18 protein-coding genes are annotated in these 19279 nt (G+C 71.3%); 10 read left to right on the plus strand and 8 right to left on the minus strand.

Going from position 1 to position 19279, the window contains the following annotated elements; genetic code table 11:
* Positions 1-133: 133 nt before the first annotated feature.
* Complete coding sequence (locus ASF58_RS21840) at positions 134-2227, plus strand: carbohydrate porin (RefSeq protein ID WP_244477442.1); 2094 nt, start codon at positions 134-136, stop codon at positions 2225-2227.
* A 22-nt stretch (positions 2228-2249) separates the two neighbouring features.
* Here ASF58_RS21840 and ASF58_RS21845 read toward each other — a convergent pair whose 3' ends face one another.
* Both ASF58_RS21845 and ASF58_RS21850 read right to left on the minus strand, forming a co-directional pair.
* Entirely contained in the window at positions 2250-2543 is a 294-nt protein-coding gene (locus ASF58_RS21845) for a hypothetical protein (protein WP_146056431.1), read from the minus strand.
* A gap of 112 nt (positions 2544-2655) precedes the next feature.
* The gene (locus ASF58_RS21850; RefSeq protein WP_055957539.1) at positions 2656-3285 is read right to left on the minus strand and encodes a recombinase family protein; all 630 of its coding nucleotides are present in this window, start codon (positions 3283-3285) and stop codon (positions 2656-2658) included.
* Positions 3286-3658: 373 nt separating this feature from the next.
* On the opposite strand from ASF58_RS21850, the gene ASF58_RS21855 reads away from it, so the two are divergent.
* The 7 genes from ASF58_RS21855 to mnhG all read left to right on the plus strand — a co-directional run bounded on the left by ASF58_RS21855 (position 3659) and on the right by mnhG (position 10323).
* Complete coding sequence (locus tag ASF58_RS21855; protein WP_055957542.1) at positions 3659-3919, plus strand: hypothetical protein; 261 nt, start codon at positions 3659-3661, stop codon at positions 3917-3919.
* A gap of 344 nt (positions 3920-4263) precedes the next feature.
* On the plus strand, positions 4264-7197 hold the full coding sequence (locus tag ASF58_RS21860; RefSeq protein ID WP_055957545.1) for a monovalent cation/H+ antiporter subunit A: 2934 nt from the start codon (positions 4264-4266) through the stop codon (positions 7195-7197).
* Positions 7197-7565 carry a Na+/H+ antiporter subunit C gene (locus tag ASF58_RS21865; protein WP_055957547.1) on the plus strand — a complete coding sequence of 123 codons (369 nt, stop codon included), beginning with the start codon at positions 7197-7199 and terminating at the stop codon, positions 7563-7565. The genes ASF58_RS21860 and ASF58_RS21865 overlap by 1 nt, the downstream gene beginning before the upstream one ends.
* Positions 7566-7611: 46 nt before the next feature.
* The gene (locus ASF58_RS21870) at positions 7612-9219 is read left to right on the plus strand and encodes a monovalent cation/H+ antiporter subunit D (protein WP_055957550.1); all 1608 of its coding nucleotides are present in this window, start codon (positions 7612-7614) and stop codon (positions 9217-9219) included.
* Complete coding sequence (locus ASF58_RS21875; protein WP_055957552.1) at positions 9216-9704, plus strand: Na+/H+ antiporter subunit E; 489 nt, start codon at positions 9216-9218, stop codon at positions 9702-9704. The genes ASF58_RS21870 and ASF58_RS21875 overlap by 4 nt, the downstream gene beginning before the upstream one ends.
* Entirely contained in the window at positions 9701-9985 is a 285-nt protein-coding gene (locus tag ASF58_RS21880) for a K+/H+ antiporter subunit F (RefSeq protein ID WP_055957555.1), read from the plus strand. The genes ASF58_RS21875 and ASF58_RS21880 overlap by 4 nt, the downstream gene beginning before the upstream one ends.
* Positions 9982-10323 (plus strand): monovalent cation/H(+) antiporter subunit G, encoded by a 342-nt coding sequence (gene mnhG, locus ASF58_RS21885; RefSeq protein ID WP_055957558.1) that lies wholly within the window; start codon positions 9982-9984, stop codon positions 10321-10323. Before ASF58_RS21880 ends, mnhG begins: the two co-directional genes overlap by 4 nt.
* Positions 10324-10647: 324 nt before the next feature.
* Here mnhG and ASF58_RS26315 read toward each other — a convergent pair whose 3' ends face one another.
* Positions 10648-10830: a hypothetical protein gene (locus ASF58_RS26315; RefSeq protein WP_156375839.1), complete on the minus strand. Its 183-nt coding sequence runs from the start codon at positions 10828-10830 to the stop codon at positions 10648-10650.
* Between the two features lie 309 nt (positions 10831-11139).
* Between ASF58_RS26315 and soxC the strand changes: the two genes are divergently transcribed.
* Together soxC and ASF58_RS21900 are read left to right on the plus strand one after the other, a co-directional pair.
* Complete coding sequence (gene soxC / locus ASF58_RS21895) at positions 11140-12444, plus strand: sulfite dehydrogenase (RefSeq protein WP_244477443.1); 1305 nt, start codon at positions 11140-11142, stop codon at positions 12442-12444.
* Entirely contained in the window at positions 12425-13048 is a 624-nt protein-coding gene (locus ASF58_RS21900; protein WP_244477444.1) for a cytochrome c, read from the plus strand. Before soxC ends, ASF58_RS21900 begins: the two co-directional genes overlap by 20 nt.
* A 58-nt stretch (positions 13049-13106) precedes the next feature.
* Here the strand turns inward: ASF58_RS21900 and ASF58_RS21905 are convergent, their stop codons facing one another.
* The 5 genes from ASF58_RS21905 to ASF58_RS21925 form a co-directional block, all read right to left on the minus strand.
* Positions 13107-14123 (minus strand): ABC transporter substrate-binding protein, encoded by a 1017-nt coding sequence (locus tag ASF58_RS21905; RefSeq protein ID WP_055957563.1) that lies wholly within the window; start codon positions 14121-14123, stop codon positions 13107-13109.
* A 49-nt stretch (positions 14124-14172) separates the two neighbouring features.
* Positions 14173-15903, minus strand: a complete 1731-nt coding sequence (locus tag ASF58_RS21910; protein ID WP_055957564.1) for a thiamine pyrophosphate-binding protein — start codon at positions 15901-15903, stop codon at positions 14173-14175.
* A 100-nt stretch (positions 15904-16003) separates the two neighbouring features.
* Positions 16004-17734 (minus strand): FAD-binding protein, encoded by a 1731-nt coding sequence (locus ASF58_RS21915; protein WP_055957567.1) that lies wholly within the window; start codon positions 17732-17734, stop codon positions 16004-16006.
* Positions 17734-18339, minus strand: coding sequence for a fumarate hydratase C-terminal domain-containing protein (locus tag ASF58_RS21920; protein ID WP_055957569.1), 606 nt, complete (start codon positions 18337-18339; stop codon positions 17734-17736). Before ASF58_RS21920 ends, ASF58_RS21915 begins: the two co-directional genes overlap by 1 nt.
* 56 nt (positions 18340-18395) lie before the next feature.
* Entirely contained in the window at positions 18396-19268 is an 873-nt protein-coding gene (locus ASF58_RS21925; protein ID WP_055957572.1) for a fumarate hydratase, read from the minus strand.
* Positions 19269-19279: the final 11 nt, after the last annotated feature.

Raw genomic sequence — 19279 nt, forward strand, 5'->3', positions numbered from 1 at the left:
CCTCGATCCTGTCCAGCCCTGGATTAAACCATATTGTCATAGTTATAGCACCGTCTATACCGCGGTCTGGGACCAGAGGCGCGGGGGCGGCATGTCGAGAGTGGATCGCTATGGGCGCAGCGGCTCTGGCCGCGTGAGGCTCACGGGCCTCGCCCTGCTCACCCTGACGGCCGCTTCGAGCGCCCACGCGGCCGATCTCGGTGCGCCGCGCCCGCGGGCCACCGCGCCTGCGTTCGTCGATTGGTCGGGCCCCTATCTCGGGATCGAGGGCAGCGCCGGCAATTCCTACGGCGCCTACAACTTTCGCGACACCACGGTCGGTGGCCGCCCCGTCCGGGCATTCAAGACCGGCGACGCCACCGGTCAGTCCGACCTCGGTCGCAACGCCACCACCGCCGTCGGCGGCCTGTTCGGCGGTTACAACTGGCAGACCGGCCCCTGGCTGTACGGCATCGAGGCCGATGTCGCGGGCGCGAACCTGAAGCGGCCGGTGCTCCTGCCCACCCCCGGCTTCGTCGGCGACGGCGATCCGGGTCTCGGCCTGATCCGGGCCAAGACCGACGCCTACGGAACCCTGCGCGGGCGCTTCGGCTACGCCTTCGAGCGGTCGCTGGTCTATGCGAGCTTCGGGCTCGCCGGCGCCAATGCCCGCCTCCTGGCGAGCTATCCGGATCCCGGCACCGGCCTCGTCACCCCTGCGCGGCGCGACCTCGCCTCCCTCGGCTTTACGCTGGGTGCCGGCGTGCAGTTCGCCGTGACCGAGAGCCTCGCCCTCGGGATCGACTACCGCTATCTCGACCTCGGCGACAACGGCCGCGTCAACCTCGGCGCCGTCCCGGGCCTCGGCCCGGTCACGACGCACCAGGATTCCTTCACCTCGCACCAGATGATGGCGCGCCTGTCCTGGCACCCGAACGGCTTCGTGCTGCCACCGGAGGTCGACGAGGCCGCCCCCCACGATCCCGGCGACGGCTCCGGAGACCGGTTCTCGCTCCACGGCCAGACCACCTTCATCGCCCAGGGGGTGCCGGGCTTCCGCGCGCCCTATACCGGCCCGGCGAGCCTGATCGGCCATCAGGTGCAGTCGACTACCACCGCCACCGCCTTCCTGGGGCTCAAGCTCTTCGAAGGCACGGAACTCTACTACAATCCCGAATTCTCCCAGGGCTTCGGCCTGAGCCGGACCCTGGGCGTTGCCGGCTTCGTCAACGGCGAGGCGCAGAAGGCGGGCGCGCCGTTTCCGAAGCTGCGCTCCAACCGCTACTTCGTGCGTCAGACCTTCGGCTTCGGCGGTGAGACCGAGGACGTTCCGGACGGCCCGAACCAGGTCGCCACCCGGCGCGACATCGAGCGGATCACCGTGGTGGCGGGCAAGTTCGCCCTCGGCGACTACTTCGATGGCAACATCTACGCCCACGACCCGCGGGTCGACTTCATGAACTGGGGCATCTGGGCCTCCGGCGCCTACGACTTCCCCGCCAACCTGCCCGGCTTCACCCAGGGCGTGATGGTCGAGTACAACCGCGCCGCGTTCGCGATCCGGGCCGCCTACACCCAGGTGCCGAAGGAGCCCTCCAGCGACGTCCTCGACCCCCGCGTCTTCCGCCGGGCCGGCACCACCATCGAGTTCGAGGAACGCCACGTGCTGCCGGTCCTCGACCAGCCCGGAAAGCTGCGCCTCGGCTTCTTCAGCAATGTCGGCAACACGGCGGATTTCCGGGAGGTGGTGTCGCTGACCCAGGCCGGGCTCTTCGGTGACATCAACGACGCGGCCGCCGCCACGCGGGCCGCACGGCGCAAGACCGGCTTCTACCTGAATCTCGAGCAGGCGGTGACGCCGGACCTCGGCGTCTTCGCCCGCTTCAGCGCCAATGACGGCCGCACCGAGAGCCTGTCCTTCACCGATATCGACCAGTCCGTCTCCGGCGGCCTGTCCCTCAAGGGCACCGCCTGGGGCCGGCCCGGCGACACGGTGGGCCTCGGCACCTCGATGAACACGATCTCGCCGAGCCATCGCGCCTTCTTCGCCAACGGCGGCGTCGGCCTCCTCATCGGCGACGGCCGGCTCGACTATGCCCCCGAGCGCGCGGTGGAGGCCTACTACGCCTTCGCCCTGAGCAAGTCCCTGACCCTGTCGGTCAATTATCAGCACGTGGAGAACCCGGCCTACAACCGGGACCGCGGACCGGCGGACTTCTTCGGCACCCGCATCCACGCGGATTTCTGAACACGACGGCGCCGGTCTCGCGTCAGGAGCGCGGACGCTCCGGCTGGTCGCAGCGATAGGCCCGCCCGTTGAGCGACGCGACCGGCACGAACCGGCCGCCCGCGGCCCGGCACTCGGCGACATGCGCGTCCATGGCCCACTTGTCGGCGAGGGCGAGGCTGAGCGGGACGACCGTAACCACCAGCAGCAGCGCGACCACGGCGCAGACGGCCCAGCCGATCCCACGGGGCGGCGGCTCCGGTGGATGGAATCGCTCAGGTGGAAGCGGCGCGAGGAACGCCAGCGTGGTGAGCCCGAGGAGAGTGGCGCCGCCCATGATCATCCCGCATCGGTCAGGCACCCCAACCTATCGGATGCCGGCGCCCAGGGGAGGCGACCATACGAAGCAGCGCCCCCGCCGAGCCCCGGGGCACCGGCCGGCCCCGGCCTCACGCCCAGCGCGCCAGGGCCGCCTCCGCCTCCGCGGCGTTGTCGCGGATGCGGTAGACGGTCTGCCGGCTGAGGCCCGTGGCGGTGGCGATCGCCGAGATCCCCCTCCCCTCGACCAGGGCGGAGCGCACCGCCTCGTACTGCGCCCGGCTGAAGCTCGGCTTGCGTCCGCGATAGACGTCGCTGCGCGCCCGCGCCTGGGCGATGCCGGCCTTCTGCGCCTCACGCATGGCCTCCGCCTGGGCCTGGGCCGTCGCCGCCATGAAACCGATGAGGGCATCGCGCACGGCCTGTTGCATCGGATCCGCCGTGGCCCCGTCGAAGGTCAGCCGGTGGATGACCGTGCGCACCACGACGCCTCGGCGCATCATCTCTCGGAGCGTGTCGCAGACATCCGCGTAGTTGCGGCCCAGGCGGTCCACCCAGCGCACCACCAGCACGTCGCCCCGCCGCAGCAGATCGAACAGTCGGCGCCCCTGCGGCCGCTCGCGCAGGCAGGTGCTCAGGCCCGACACCCCGTCATCGGCCACCACCTCGTCGATCACGAAGCCCGCGGCGACCGCCTGCGCCTCCTGGAGGGCGATGGTCTGGTCTCCTGTCGAGACCCGGGCATACAGAATGGTCTTCATCGATCACGACCGCACCTGGACATCAGGCCCGCACGACGCCGTCCGTCCGTTCCCGTGTCAATCCATTCAACGGGAGGAGGGCCGAGGTGCGGCGGCGTGATGCGGCGGCTCGACACCCCGGAGGCTTGGCATCCGGAGGCTTCGTCCGTCGCCGACCCGCAAGGCCGAGGCTGCCGGCTGACGACGTCGTCCAAGATGTATTCATGATGCATCGAGACTTGATCAGACCCTGATCTCAGGCCCCAGCGTTTAATCCTGCCCTCCACGTGCCTGGACGCACGTCATGGATGAGATCGAGGCCCCATATTGGGTTCAGACAGATGAAACGAGCCAATTAACCCGGCTTGCACTGTATAGGAGCTCGATAGCCTCAATGAAGACCCGTATCGCCGCCATCGCCGCCGCTCTCGTCCTCGGCGCTGCTCCGATCTCGTCCGCCATGGCCTACGACAGCCCCGCCCGTTACACGTCCTTCGCGCCCTACGATGTCGAGACGACGGGCTCGGTGAACGACATGCGCCGTCCCCCGGCCTATCTCGGTTGTCCGATGAGCTCGGCCGCCGAGGGCAACGCCAACCAGCAGAACTTCCCCACCCAGCAGTACGGCCAGACCTCGGGCGGTAACCGCTGCTGATCGGACGCGGGAAGGAGACTCACATGCTGCTGAAAGGCTTCTCCTACGCCATGGTCGCGGCCTTTGCCGGCGGCCTCGTCTTCACCATCGTCGGCTCGGCCCAGGCCTATCTCAACCTGTAAGCCGTGCCTGGACCGACAGGATCCCCCACCGACCCGCCCGGCCTTCGCCGCGGCGGGTCGCGTCGTGAGCGCGGGCAGCGCCCGTTGCCCAGCGCTCGCCACCCGGTCTCCGGGAGGCTATAGCCGTCGGGCGTGCGTCAGTGCGTCCCCGCTCGCGGAAGGGCGCCTCCGGCCGATCCCGAGGCTGCCCGTGTCTGCCCGTTCCTCTCATCGCTCGAGCTGATGCCGCCTCAACTCCTCCTTGCCATCGCCGCGATCCTTCCCTTTCTGGGCAGCGCGGCCGTGATCAGCCTGCCCGGACATGCGCGCAACGCCGCCGCGATCCTGGCCGGGTCGATCCTGCTGGCGTGCCTGGCCTGCATCGGGCTCCTCTACCCGGCGGTCTCCGCGTCCGGCAGCAGCCTCGTCTGGGCGGTGGATTGGTTGCCGACGCTCGGCGTCCAGTTCGTCCTGCGGCTCGATGGCCTGGCCTGGCTGTTCGCGATCCTCGTGCTCGGGATCGGCGCGCTCGTGGTCCTGTACGCCCGCTACTACATGGCCGCCGAAGATCCGGTCCCGCGCCTCTTCAGCTATCTCCTCGCCTTCGTCGGCGCGATGCTGGGAATCGTGCTCTCGGGCAATCTGATCCAGCTCGTCGTCTTCTGGGAACTGACGAGCATCGTGTCCTTCCTGCTGATCGGCTACTGGACCGACAACGCCTCCGCCCGCGATGGGGCCCGGATGGCCCTCACCATCACGGCGGCCGGCGGGCTCTGCCTGTTCGTCGGCATGGTGCTGATCGGGCAGATCGTCGGGAGCTATGACCTCGGGGTGGTCCTGGCCTCGGGCGACGCGATCCGCTCCAGTCCGCTCTACCTGCCGGCCCTGGTGCTGGTGCTGGCGGGCGCCCTGACCAAGTCGGCGCAGTTCCCCTTCCATATCTGGCTGCCGCGCGCGATGGCGGCCCCGACGCCGATCAGCGCGTACCTGCACTCCGCCACGATGGTGAAGGCCGGCATCTTCCTGATGATCCGCTTCTGGCCCGTGCTGGCCGGCACCGAGAGCTGGTACTGGATCGTCGGCACCGCCGGCATGGCGACGATGCTGGTGGGGGCCTGGAGCGCGATCTTCCAGCACGACCTCAAGGGCCTGCTCGCCTACTCCACGATCAGCCATCTCGGGCTCATCACCCTCCTGCTCGGCCTGGATTCGCCCCTCGCCGTCGTGGCGGCGATCTTCCACACCGTGAACCACGCGACCTTCAAGGCCTCGCTCTTCATGGCGGCCGGGATCATCGACCACGAGACCGGCACGCGGGACATGCGCCGCCTCAGCGGGCTGTGGCGGGCGATGCCCTACACGGCGACGCTGGCGATGGTGGCTGCCGCCGCGATGGCGGGCGTGCCCCTCCTCAACGGCTTCCTCTCGAAGGAGATGTTCCTGGCTGAAGCCGTCGACAATGCGGGCGAGCACTGGCTGAACCTCGCCCTGCCGGTGCTGGCGACGCTCGCGAGCGCCTTCACCATGCTCTACTCGGTGCGCTTCATCCGCCAGACCTTCTTCGGGCCCGCCCCCCACGACCTGCCGCACGCACCCCACGAGCCGGTCCGGTGGATGCGCATCCCGATCGAACTCCTCGTCCTGGTCTGCATCGCGATCGGCCTCGTGCCGAACCTCACCATCGGGCCTGCCCTGGCGGGCGCGGTCCGGTCGGTCCTCGGCGCACGGACGCCGGACTACGACCTCGCGATCTGGCACGGCTTCAACGCGCCGCTGGCCCTGAGCGTCGTGGCGCTCGTCGGAGGCGTCGCGCTCTACGTCGCGTTCGGGCGGCGGATCAACCGCAATCCCCGCGGCGGCCCCTGGCTGATGGACCGGATCGACGGCGGCTGGCTGTTCGAGCGGGCGATGACGGGCCTCGTGACCGGTGCCCGGCGGCTTGAGGGGCACCTGGGCAGCGAGCGCCTCCAGGTGCAGTTGCGCATCCTCTTTCTGACCGTGCTCCTGGCCGCCATGATGGCCGGAGCCGACCGGGGGCTCGATCTCTTCGCTTCGGGAAAAACAACGGCGTTCGACCCCGCCTTCGCGCTGATGTGGCTGGTGGGCGCGGCTTGCGCGATCGGGGCGGCGGAGCGGGCGAAGTACCATCGCCTCTCGGCCGCCATCTTCGTCGGCGGCGCCGGGCTCGTGAGCAGCCTGACCTTCCTCTGGCTCTCGGCGCCCGACCTCGCGGTCACGCAGATCCTGGTGGAGATCGTCACCACGGTGATGCTGCTGTTGGGCTTGCGCTGGCTGCCCAAGCGCGACGCCGCGATTTCGGCGTCGGCCTCCGAGACCGCGCGCGCCCGGCGCCGGCGCATGATCGATTTCTGCATCGCGGCCTTCGCCGGCCTCGGTCTCGCCGGGCTCGCCTACGCGGTGATGACGCGGCCGGCGGTCGACGGCATCGCGCGCTGGTTCGTGGAGGAGGCCTACCCGCGCGCTGGCGGGCGCAACGTCGTCAACGTCCTGCTGGTCGATTTCCGCGCGTTCGACACCCTGGGCGAGATCTGCGTGCTCGGCATCGTCGGCCTCACGGTGTTCGCGCTGCTGCGCCGCTTCCGCCCGGGGTCGGACAGTCTGCAGCGTCCCAAGCAGCAGGTCAGCCACGATGCCTACGACGCGGCGCGGGCCGACCGCAGCCCCGGCGACACTGCCGCCGATGCCCTGCTGGTTCCCCGGGTGGTCACGACCTGGCTGTTCCCCTTCATCGTCCTGCTCGCCCTGCACCTGTTCCTGCGGGGACATGACCTGCCCGGCGGGGGCTTCGCGGGCGGCATCGCGCTGACCATCGCTTTCGTGCTGCAATACATGGCCCAGGGGGCCGAGTGGGTGGAGGAGCGCCTGCGCATCCGACCCATCGCCTGGATCGGCGTCGGCCTGCTGGTCGCCGTCCTGGCGGGCGCGGGATCCTGGCTGTTCGGGCGGCCGTTCCTCACCGCCTACTTCGCCTACTGGGAGCCGCCGCTGCTCGGAAAGGTGCCGGTTGCGAGCGCGCTGGTGTTCGACCTCGGGATCATGGTCCTGGTGGTGGGGGCGAGCGCGCTGATGCTCGTCGCCTTGGCGCACCAATCGGTGCGTCGGACGCGGGCGGCCGAAGCCGAGGCGGAGCGGATCGCCGAGAGGGAGCCGGCCTGATGGAACTCGTCCTGTCGCTGGGCATCGGCGTCTTCGCTGCCTCGGGCATCTGGCTGATGCTGCGCCCGCGCACCTTCCAGGTCGCCCTCGGTATTTCGCTGCTGAGCTACGCCGTGAACCTCTTCATCTTCGCCATGGGACGTCTCACGGTCGGGGCGCCGCCGGTACTCGGGGCCGGCGCCGAGGTGGTCTCCGTCGACGATCCGGTGCCCCAGGCCCTGGTCCTCACCGCCCTGGTGATCGGCTTCGCGCTGACCGCACTCTTCCTCGTCGTCCTGCTGGCCGCCCGCGGCATCACCGGAAGCGATCACGTGGATGGGCGCGAGCCCGCCCAGGCCGAACCGCAGCCCGGGAATCCGCACCCATGAGACGCTCCCCCAGCAGGAGGCCTCCCTCCGCGATGGCCCGTTGCCGATGACCTCGTCCGTCCTGACTGCCACCGCGGAGACCGCCTGGTCGGACCACCTCGTGGTGCTGCCGATCGTGCTGCCGATCGCCGTGGCGGGGGTGATGCTCCTGTTGGACGAGCGACGGCGCCGGCTGAAATCGGGGCTCAGCCTCGTCACCGTGCTTCTGCTCCTCGGCATCGCCCTGATGCTGGCCCTGCGCGCCGATGCAGCGGCCCAGGTCTACCGCCTCGGCAACTGGGACGCGCCCTACGGCATCGTCCTGGTGGCCGACCGGCTCTCGGCGATGATGCTGGTGCTGGCCAGCGTCCTCGGCCTGTGCGCCCTCGTCTTCTCCTTCGCCCGCTGGGGCCGGGCCGGGCCTCGCTTCCACGGCCTGTTCCTGCTGCTCCTGATGGGCGTGAACGGGGCCTTCCTCACCGGCGACCTGTTCAACCTGTTCGTCTTCTTCGAGGTGATGCTGGCCGCCTCCTACGGCCTCGTCCTGCACGGCTCGGGCGAGACGCGGATCCGGGCCGGCCTCGGCTACATCGCCGTGAACCTGGTCGCCTCGCTGTTCTTCCTCGTCGGCGTCAGCCTGATCTACGGAACCATGGGGACGCTCAACATGGCGGACCTCGCGCGGCGGCTCGCGGCGCCGGCGGCCGCCGAACCGGCCCTGTTCGAGATCGGCTGCGCCGTGCTGGGCATCGCCTTCCTGATCAAGTGCAGCGCCTGGCCCCTCGGCTTCTGGCTGCCGACGACCTACGCGGCGGCGAGCGCGCCCGCGGCCGCGATCCTCGCCATCCTGAGCAAGGTCGGCATCTACGTGGTGATCCGGCTGAGCCTGCTCCTGTTCGGTTCGGGTCTGTCCGCCGGCTTCGGCCAGACCTGGATCCTCGCGGCCGGGCTTGCGACCATGGCCTACGGGACCATCGGGATCCTCGCCGCGCGGGAACTCACCCGGGCCGCGGGCTACGCCGTGATGATCTCGTCCGGCACGATGCTGGCAGTCCTGGGCACTGGCAGCGCCGCGGCGCTCGCGGGCGCCCTGTACTACCTCGTCGGATCGACGTTGGCGGCCGGAGCCCTGTTCCTCCTCGCCGAGATCCTGCAGCGCGGCCGTGCGCCGGGGCAGGCCCAGCAAGCGGTCTTTGCGGACGAGTACCGCGACCCCTTCGACGACGCCGACGCCATCGAGATCGGCCGGACGTTTCCGGCGGCGGTCGCACTGCTGGGCAGCGGCTTTCTCCTCTGCACGCTGATGCTCGCCGGTATTCCACCCCTGTCCGGGTTCGTCGGCAAGCTCGCGATGTTCACCGGACTGGCCACCGGCCCGATCACGGCCGTGGCCTGGTGGCTGATCGCCGCCCTGACGCTCTCCAGCTTCGGCACCCTGGCGCCGCTGGTGCGCCTCGGCATCCAGAACCTCTGGGTTCCGAGCGTCGACCCGCCCCCGGTCCTCCGAACGTCCGAGTTCCTGGCCCTGTCCGGACTGCTCGCCGCCTGTCTGGCCCTCGCCCTCTGGGGCGGCCCGGCCCTCGCCTATGCGGACGCCACCGTCCGTTGGCTGGCGCAACCGCAGGATTACGTCCGGGCCGTTCTCGGCGCGGCCCAGGGAGGCGCGGGCACTTGAGACGGTTCCTGCCCTACCCGCTGCTGACGGTCGGCCTCGCCCTGACCTGGCTCCTGCTGAACGCACCGGTCACACCCGGAAGCGCCGCGCTGGCGCTCCTGGTCGGGTTGTCGGTTCCCGCCGTGATGCGGGCCCTGAAGCCCCAGGCCGTGCCCCTGCGCGCGCCGGGTACCCTCGCGCGCCTCGCCGTCGTCGTCCTCTACGACATGGTCCGGTCGAACATCGACGTCGCCCGGATCATCCTGGGGTTGCGCCGCGGCGAGCGGCGCACCGGGTTCGTGACGATCCCCCTCGACCTGCGCGAGCCCTTCGGCATCACGGTCCTGTCGATCATCCTCACCGGCACCCCCGGCACGCTCTGGGTGCAGTACGATTCGCAGACCGGCTGCCTGCTCCTGCACGTGCTCGACTATACGGGCGGGGACGAATGGGTGCGGCGCGTGAAGGATCGCTACGAGCGCCCCCTGATGGAGGTCTTCGCATGAGCGCCACCACCGTTCTCGACTGGGGGCTCGGCCTCGCCCAGGGCATGCTGGTGCTGGCCATGGCGCTCGCCGCGTGGCGGATGCTACGCGGTCCGCGCGCGCAGGACCGCATCCTCGGGCTCGACACCCTCTACCTCAACGGCATGCTGGCGATCGTGGTCCATGGCATGCGCACCGGCAGCGGCCTCTACTTCGAGGCCGCGCTGATCCTCGGCATGATCGGCTTCACCGCCACCGTGGCGCTGGCCAAGTTCCTGATGCAGGGTGAGGTGATCCAGTGAGCGGCGCGGAGCTGCCGCTCTGGGCGGCCTGGCTGGTGGTCGCCCTGGCGGTCGTCGGAGCCGCCTTCGCGCTGACCGGCGCCCTCGGCCTCATCCGCCTGCGGACCTTCTACGAGCGCGTCCACGCGCCGACCCTCGGGGCGACGCTGGGCATGGCCCTGATCCTCATCAGTTCCATGCTGCTCCTGTCGCTCATCGAGGGCCGGCTCGTCCTGCGCGACGCCCTGATCGGCGTATTCCTCACCGTGTCGACGCCCGTCACGCTCCTGCTCCTCGCGCGGGCCGCGGCACATCGCGACCGCCACGAGGGCACGCCCGGCGCGCCGCCGGAGGTCTGACGCTCGCTCCGACCAGCGCCCGGCTTTGCCGGACCGGGCCGCCGCGATGGTCGCGTTCAGGGCTAAGAGGTTGATCTGGCTCGCGATTGCCGACCTGCCGGAGGCGGTCGCGCGCAGGGCGCCCTGCAACACCGACGACCGGGTCCTGGGCGCGGACGGCCTCTGCCGCGGGTTCGAGGCCAGCGGCGCTCCGGTCCTGGATCGTGACGGCGCGGTGCGGGAGCGGGTCGGACACGACGCGATCCGGGCCGGGCGCTGGGGATGGGTGGCGTCGCGTCGTGCGTTTCGCGGGGCGACGGCATCGGGCCGCCCCGGACAAATTGCTCAGTTGGCCGTCCGATCCGACGCGGCCGGCGCGAAGGTCCAGCCGTTCAGGGAGCGGGGAATCGGCAAGCGCGCAAGGTCCAGCCCACACGAGGCTTTGTAGGCGTGCTCCTCGGTCAGCATCTTGAGCCCCTGCTCCGCCGACTCGCAGGTTCCGAGAACGTCATGGTCCAGCAGAACCACGTAACAATCCTTCTGCGCCAGGAGCGTTCGCTGGATGCGGAGCGCTCCTTGAGGCGTGTCACAGAGCCAATAACCACCCATTGCACGCACCTCCGCCTGAGATCCGGGAGCGAGATCATGGGGCGCGCACCCGATTCCTGTCCAGAACCTTAATGCATACCATTTGGTATGACATGCAAAATTCCGCCGGCGCGCCTGGCCTGCCGCGATGCCGGACCTTCGAAGGCCCGAGAGGGGATGACGGGGTCGGGGGAGCGGTTCTACACTCCCGCCCCCGACGACGGCCCCGATCCGGTGAAGGAGTGCAGGGTGAGCGGAACAGAATCCGACGAAGACCGCCTCCGGAATACCACGCGGGTCGTGTCGAGGTCGCGCCGGTCCTTCCTGGCGCAGGGCACCGCCCTCGTCGGCGGCGGCCTGATGGCTGAACGCGCGGTGGGTCCGGCCACGGCGCAGGAATCGGCCGACGGTCCGCCCGGCGTACCGCCGTGGATGACGACCCCCGGCGCGGATACCGGGGCGCAGCCCTACGGGACGCCGTCGCCGTTCGAGAAGAACGTCGTCAAGAACATTCCGAAGACCCTCAAGCAGTATACCTCGGCCTCGGTGCGCACGCCGCTGCAGGAGCTCGACGGCATCATCACGCCCAACGGGCTGTTCTACGAGCGCCACCATGGCGGGGTCCCCGAGATCGACCCGGCCCAGCACCGGCTGATGATCCACGGCCTGGTCGAGCGGCCCCTGGTCCTCACCATGGCGGACGTCCGGCGCTTCCCGAGCGTGTCGCAGATCCATTTCATCGAGTGCTCGGGCAATCCCGACTTCAAGGCGATCCGGGCGGGCCGCACCGCGTCCGACCTGGTGGGGCTGGTGAGCTGCGCCGAATGGACGGGCGTGCGCCTGAGGACGGTGCTGGAGGAGGCCGGTCTCAAGCCGGGCGCCAAGTGGGTGATCGCCGAGGGCGCGGATTCGGCCGCGCTGACCCGCAGCCTGCCGATCGCGAAGTGTCTCGACGATGCGCTGCTGGTCTACAGCCAGAACGGCGAGCGCCTGCGCCCGCAGCAGGGCTACCCCCTGCGCGTGCTGCTGCCCGGCTACGAGGGCAACATGAGCGTGAAGTGGCTGCGCCGGCTCAACGTGACGGACGAGCCGGCCTATTCCCGCGAGGAGACGGCGAAGTACACCGACCTGATGCCGGACGGGACCGCGCGGCAGTTCACCTTCACCATGGAGGCGAAGTCGGTGATCACGCGCCCCTCGGGGACGCAGCGGATCGTGCCCGGCTTCAACGAGATCACCGGGATCGCCTGGAGCGGGCGGGGCAGGATCGCCCGGGTCGAGGTCTCGGTCGATGACGGCCGGAGCTGGCAGGAGGCGCAGCTCCAGGCACCCGTCCTCGACAAGGCGCTGACCCGGTTCCGCCTGGCCTGGAGCTGGGGCGGAGAGGCCGCCGTGATCCAGAGCCGGGCCACCGACGAGACCGGCTACGTGCAGCCGCTCTTCTCCGCGCTGGCCGGGGCCCGGGGCCTGAACTCGTTCTATCACAACAACGCCGTCATCCCCTGGCGCATCGCGGAGAGCGGAGAGGTCTCGAATGGCTATCCCAAGGCGTGACGGCGCCGCGCGCCCGATGGGCGCGAGTCCCGCGACCACCCCGGCCGCCATCGGCTTTTCCGCCATCGGCTTGGCCGCACTCACCCTGGCCGCGCTCACCCTGGCCGCGCTCACCCTGGTCGGCCCGGCCTCGGCCGAGACCCGCTACGGGATCGGGCGCCCCGCCACCGCGGCGGAGATCGCCGCCTGGAACATCGACATCGACCGGGACGGCCGCAAGCTTCCGCCGGGCCGCGGCAGCGTCGCCCAGGGCGGCACGCTCTTCGCCGAGCGCTGCGCCGCCTGCCACGGCGAGAAGGCCGAAGGCGGCCTCGGCGACCGGCTCGTGGGCGGCCAGGGCACGCTCGCCTCGGCCACGCCGGTGAAGACGGTCGGCAGTTTCTGGCCCTATGCCCCGACGCTGTTCGACTACGTCCGCCGCGCCATGCCGATGAACGCGCCGCAATCGCTCACGGACGACGAGGTCTACGCCGTGGTCGGCTACCTGCTGAACCTGAACGGCCTGGTGCCGGACGACGCCGTCCTGGAGGCCAGGACGCTCGCCGCCGTGCGGATGCCCAACCGCGACGGCTTCGTGCCGGATCCGCGCCCCGACGTGCCCTGAGGCGCGGCCGGAAGCCGGGGCCTCGGCTGCCGGGCTTGAGTCAGCGGCCCGGCTCGACTCAGCTGCCCGGCTTGGCGTGGACGTTGGCGAAGAACAGCTCTCGCCAGTCCTGGGCGCCGCGGCGGATCACCTTGGTGCGGGCCATGAAGGTCACCACGGGGAGGATCGCCTGGGGCGTGGTCGTGAAGGTGACCTGGGGCGAGGCCAGGATCGACGCGATCAGGCCGACATCGGAGCCGTCGCGGGCGAGGCGCGCATAGGCCGCGGCGGCGGCCCGGGGGTCGCCCGCGATGGACGCCACCGCCTCCTCGAGAGCGGCCGTGAAGGCGGCATGGACGGTGGGGTTGGCCTCCACGAAGGCGGCGGTAGCCCAGACCACGTTGAAGGTCGAGGGCCCGCCGAGCACGTCGAAGCTGTTGAGGATCGTCCGGATGCCGGGCCTGCGCAGCTCCAGCTCCTGGATCGGCGCGGCGGTGAAATGCGCGGTCACCTCCTGGCCGGCCAGGAGCGCGGCCATGCCGTCCGGGTGCGACAGGGTCACGGTCAGGCGGTCGAGGTCGTTCCGCCGCGCCGCGCCGAGTTCCTTCTCGGCCGCCATCTGCAGGAACATGGCCTGGACCGAGACCTTCACGGCGGGCAGCGCGATCTTGTCCCGGTCGGTGAAGTCGGCCAGCGACCGGATGCGCTCCGCGTTGGTGTTCATGAGGAGCGGCATGGCGTTCATCGCCGCCACGCCCTTCACCGCCAGGCCGGTGCCCTCGGTCTTGGACCAGAGCAGGACGAGGGGCGGCACGCCGCCGGCCACGAACTGGATCGAGCCCGACAGGAGCGCATCGTTCATCGCGGCCCCGCCCGCTAGGGTGACGTAGCGGGCGGCGAGCCCCGTCAGGCCCCGGGCCGCGGCGTGCTTCTGGAGCAGGCCCTGGTCCTCCATCAGCATCAGCGGCAGGTGCCCCAGGCTCGGCTGGCGCGCGATGCTGACCGCCTGCACCTCGGCCCGGGCCGGGCGCAGGCCCGCGAGGAGGGGCAGTCCCGCGCCGAGCAGCCCCCGGGCCAGTACGTCGCGTCGGCGCATGTGAACCTCCCTGGACCGGACTCGCGAGGGTGGGGGCGGTCGGCCCGCCTTACGGAGCGGAGACCTTCGGCCGGCGGATCACCGGGGCGGGCACGCTGTCGATCAGCACGTTGAGGCAGGCCGGCAGGCCGCTGGCATGGGCCTCCTCCAGCGCCCCGGGCAGGTCCTCGGCCCGGGTCACGAGGGCGCCGTGGCCGCCGAGCGCCGTGACGACGCGGTCGTAGCGGGAGCTGAGGAGGTCGCAGTGGCGGGCCCGCGCCGCGCCGTACTGGCGCAGCTGGATCTGGTACTCGGCGTTCCAGCGGGCATCGTTGCCCACCACCGCGATGAAAGGCAGGCCGTAGCGCACGGCGGTGTCGAACTCGGCCATGTGGAAGCCGAAGGTGCCGTCCCCCAGGACCGCCACCACGGGCCCCGCCGGGTCGTGGAGCCGGGCCGCCAGGGCGAAGGGCAGCGAGGCCCCGATGGTGCCCGAGACCCCGTTGATGAGGCGCCGGGGGGCCTGCACCAGGGCCTGGGGCCATTGCCCGATCTCGCCCCCGTCGCAGATCAGCGTGCCGCCGGGATGCCGGTCGAGGAAGGCGGCGACCCCGCGGCACAGCTCCACCGGATGGAGGCGGCCCTCGGGACCGCGCCGGTCGTCCCAGTCCGCGGGCCGGTACGCCACCGCGGCCCGCACGGCGGCCGGCCAGTCCGTCCCGTCGCCGGGGCGGCGCGCCGCGTCGGAGGAGCGTGCGCGGCAGGATCGGGCCAGGGCCGCGAGGGTCGCCAGCGCATCGCCCGCGCCCGCGACGGCGAGGCGGGCCGGGTCGACCCGCGCGACGAGGGTGGGATCGGGGTCGATGACGACGAAGCGGCAGGCCGGCGCCACCGCGGGCGCCTCGCCGAACTTCAGGGTGAAGTCGAGGGGCTTGCCCACGAGCACGAGGCAGTCGGCCTGGGCCAGCACCTCGGCGAAGGCACCGAGACTCGGATCGTTGAGGCCGCGCGGGCTTTCCATGCCGAGGACCGGCAGGCCCGAGGCCGCCTCCAGCGCCGCCATCCGGGCGCGCCCCGCGGCGCCGCAGGCGACCGGGCCGCACAGGATCAGCGGGCGCTGCGCCCGGCCGAGCTCCGCCATCACCGCCGCGACGAGGTCGGCGCCAGGCTCGCCGGCCCGGATCGCGGCCTCGGCCGGGGCCGAGGAAGGAGGGGCGGCCGCGGCGGGGGCCGAGGAAGGGGGGGCGGCCTCGGCTGGGACTGAGGAAGGAGGGACGGCCTGGGCCGGTGCCTCCAGGAGGTCGACCGGCAGGCTGAGATGCACGGGCCCCGGCCGGCCCTCGCGGGCGATCCGCAGGGCCCGGGCGATGTCGTCCGCCAGGGTGTCGACGGAGGCGGCGGTCCACGAGGCCTTGGTCATCGGCCGGGCGATGTCGGCCTGGGCGAGTTCCTGGAAGGCGCCGCGCCCGATCTCCGACAGGCCGGCATGCCCCGAGAGCAGCAGGACCGGGCTCTCCGCCGCCAGCGCGGTGAACAGGGCGGCGGCACCGTTGGTCTGCCCCTGGCCGCCGGTGACCAGGGCGACGCCGACCTCCCCGGTCAGGCGCCCCCAGGCATCGGCCATGTGCACGCAGGCGGCCTCCTGGCGGACATGCACCACCGCGATGTCCGTGCCCAGCAGGGCGTCGAAGATCGGCATGATGTGGTTGCCCGACAGGGTGAAGATGCGGCGGACGCCGAGGCGCTCCAGCGTCTCGACGACGATGTCGGCGCCGCGCGGCCGGCCCGGGGACTGGTCCATGACGTCTCTCTCCGCGCTCCGTCGGATGGGGGTGCGGCCTCAGGCGGCCGCGTTGAGGGGGTGCGGCCTCCGGCGGCCGCGTCGAGGTGGGGGTGCGGCCTCAGGCGGCCGCGTCGAGGAGGGAGGCGCCCGGGCGCACATGGGTGAAGGCGACGGGCTCCAGGGTGACGTCGAGTCCGTCCCCGGCCTGGCGCACCACGGTGTAGTGCGAGGTGGCGAGATCCGAGGTCTCGGGGAAGTCCTCGCGGAAATGCGCCCCGCGGCTGTCGGTGCGGGCCAGGGCCGCGGCCTGGATCGCCTGGCTGACGAGGACGAGGTTCTCGAGGTTGAGCCGGTCCATCCAGGTCAGGTTGTAGCGGCGGTCGCCGTCGGGGATGCCGGCCTCCGCCACCGCGGCCGCGAGGCCGTCGAGGCGCTCGCCCGCCCGGGCCAGCCCGGCCGCGTCGCGCAGGATGCCGACATCGTCCCACATGGTGGCGTAGAGGGCCTCCCGGATCGCCTCCAGGTCTCCGGCCGGGCGGCCGAGGGGACCGTAGGCGCGGGCGAGCCCGGCCTCGACCGCGTGGGGATCGGGCTCGGCCAGGGTCCGCGCACCGCGCACCGCGCGGGCCATGGCGGAGCCGGCCAGCCCGCCGAACACCGTCGAGTTGGCGACGCCGTTGCCGCCGAGGCGGTTGGCCCCGTGCACCCCGCCGGTATCCTCGCCGGCCGCGTAGAGGCGCGGCAGCGCGGTGCCGCAGCCGGGACGGAAGGCGACCCCGCCCATCATGTAGTGGGCCGTGGGGATGACCTCGACCAGGCCCCCGGCGAGGTCGAAGCCGCAATCGGCGCAGCGCTCGACCATGCCCTTGAACTTGGCGGCCACGTCCGCGGTGCCGAGATGGCTCATCTGGATGTAGACGCCGCCATGCGGCGTGGCATGGCCGTCGCGGATCCGCCGCATGATCGAGCGGCTGACGACGTCGCGGGTCGCCCGCTCGGCGCGGGGATCGTAGTGCTGCATGAAGCGCTCCTGCGACGCATCGAGCAGGTAGCCGCCCGCGCCCCGGAGCCCCTCCTCCAGCACCGTGCCGGTCATCCGGGTGCCCGCGCCCGCCAGCAGGCCGGTGGGATGGAACTGGACCATCTCCATGTCGCGCAGGGGCAGGCCCGCGCGGAGCGCCATGGCGAGCCCGTCGCAGGTCTTGTCGCCGGAGGGCGTGTGGAACTTGTACATGGTCGGGCCGCCGCCGGTGGCGAGCAGGGTCGCCCGGGCGCGGACCAGGACCGGGATGCCGGTCCGCATGTCGAGCATCAGGACGCCGGCGAGGCCGGAGCCGTCGGCGGCCGGGATCAGCTCGAGGGCGCGGTGATCCTCCAGGCGCCGGACGTCGCGGCGCCAGACCTGCTCGGAGAGGCGGTTGATGATCTCGATGCCGGTGAGGTCGCCCTTGTGCACCGTGCGGTCGAAGGTCTGCCCGGCGAAGGCCTTCTGGTGGACGCTGCCGTCGGGGTTGCGGTCGAAGAAGCAGCCGAGCTCGGTCTCCAGCTCGCGGATGCGGACCTGCGCCTCCGTGACCAGGGTCCAGGCCAGCTCCTGGTTGTTGAGCCACTTGCCGCCCTCGATCGTGTCCATGAAGTGGCGCTCGACCGAATCGCCCGGGGCGAGGGCGACGTTGTAGCCGCCCTGGACCATGCGGGTGCAGCCGCACTTGCCGAGCAGCCCCTTGACCGCGACGGTGACCTCCAGGTCGGGGGCGGCCTTCTTGGCGTGGAGGGCGGCGAACAGGCCGGCGCCCCCGGAGCCCAGGATGAGGATGTCGGTCTCGATGGTCGTCGGCACGGTGCGCATCAGGCGGCTCCCAGGCTCTCGATGATGGCATCCCGCCGGCTGGCGACGTCGCGCTGGACCTCGGCGAAGAGCGAGCCGCCATGGGAATCCATGCCGACCAGGAGGGGTCCGAAGTCGCGGATCGCGAACTTCCACAGGCTCTCGGGGTGGAGGTCGTCGAGGTCGATGTCGTCGATCCGCTCGATCCAGGTCGTCTCCAGGGCAGCGGCGCCGCCCACGATGGCGAGGTAGGCGCCGCCCTGCTCGGCGAAGGCCTCCAGGGTCTTCGGCCCCATGCCGCCCTTGCCGACGATGAGGCGGACGCCCTCGCGCCGCATCAGGGCGTCGGTGAAGCGCTCCATCCGCATGGAGGTGGTGGTGCCGATGCAGAACGGCGCGTAGCCCACGGGCGCCTCGGGCGAGACCGGCACGCGGTGGACGTTGGGCGCGGTGTGGATGACCGCGTGGCCGGACAGGTCGAGATGGGTCCGGCGCTCCCGGTCGAACATGTGGATCAGGGTGGCGTCGCGGATGCCGAACAGGGTCTTGCGCAGGGTGACGGTGTCGCCGATCTTCAGGGCGCGGGCCTGCGCCGCGTCGATCGGCATGTCGAGAACGTGGTGCATGGCGCTGCCCTCCCGGCGGCCGCGTCTGTGAAGGCGTCTGGTGGCGTGCGCCGGGCTCAGTCGAAGGCGATGCCGCCGGGCGTGAAGGTCGCCCGGGCCCGGCGGGCCGAGTGGCACTGGATGTTCACCGCCACCGGGTTCTGGGTGATGTGGGTCGCGGCGACCTCGACATGGACCGCGAAGCTGGTGGAGCGGCCGCCGAGCCCTTGCGGGCCGATGCCGAGCTCGTTGACGGCGCGCGACAGCTCCGCCTCGATCCGGGCGCCCTCGGGATCGGAGCAGGCGGTGCGCAGCTTGCGGGTGGCCGCCACCTTGGCGAGGTGCATGCACAGGTCCGAGGTGCCGCCGATGCCGACGCCCACGATGGTCGGCGGGCAGACGCGGCCGCCGAGCTCGATCACCCGGTCGATGACGAAGCGCTTGACCGCGTTGATGCCGTCCGAGGGCAGGAGCATCTGCAGGAACGAGCCGTTCTCCGAGCCCGAGCCCTTGGGGATCATCTCCACCGACACGGTCTCGGGCCGGTCGTCGAAATCCACGTGGATGATCGGCACGCGGAGGCCGCAGGAGGTCTGCTCGTTCACGCGGGTGATCGGGTGGACCACGGAGGAGCGCAGGGAGTGCTCGGTGGTGGCCCGGGCGCAGCCGCGTCGGATGGCGGCCTTGAGGTCGATGCCCTCGACGCGCACGTCGCGCCCGATCACCACGTTGTAGATCGGGATGCCGGTGTCCTGGCAGAGGATGTTCCTGGTGCGCTCGGCCACCGCGATGTTCTCCACCATGGTGCCGAGGATCGCCCGGCCGGTGGCGCTGGTCTCGTCGCGGGCGAGATCCGCGAAGCCCGCCTTGATGTCCGGCGGCAGCAGCTTCAGGGCGCGGACGTAGAGGTCCTTGCACACCGCTTCGACTTCGGTGAGGTCGAGGTCCATGCCGGTCTCCT

The sequence above is a fragment of the Methylobacterium sp. Leaf125 genome (assembly GCF_001423085.1).
GTDB lineage: Bacteria > Pseudomonadota > Alphaproteobacteria > Rhizobiales > Beijerinckiaceae > Methylobacterium.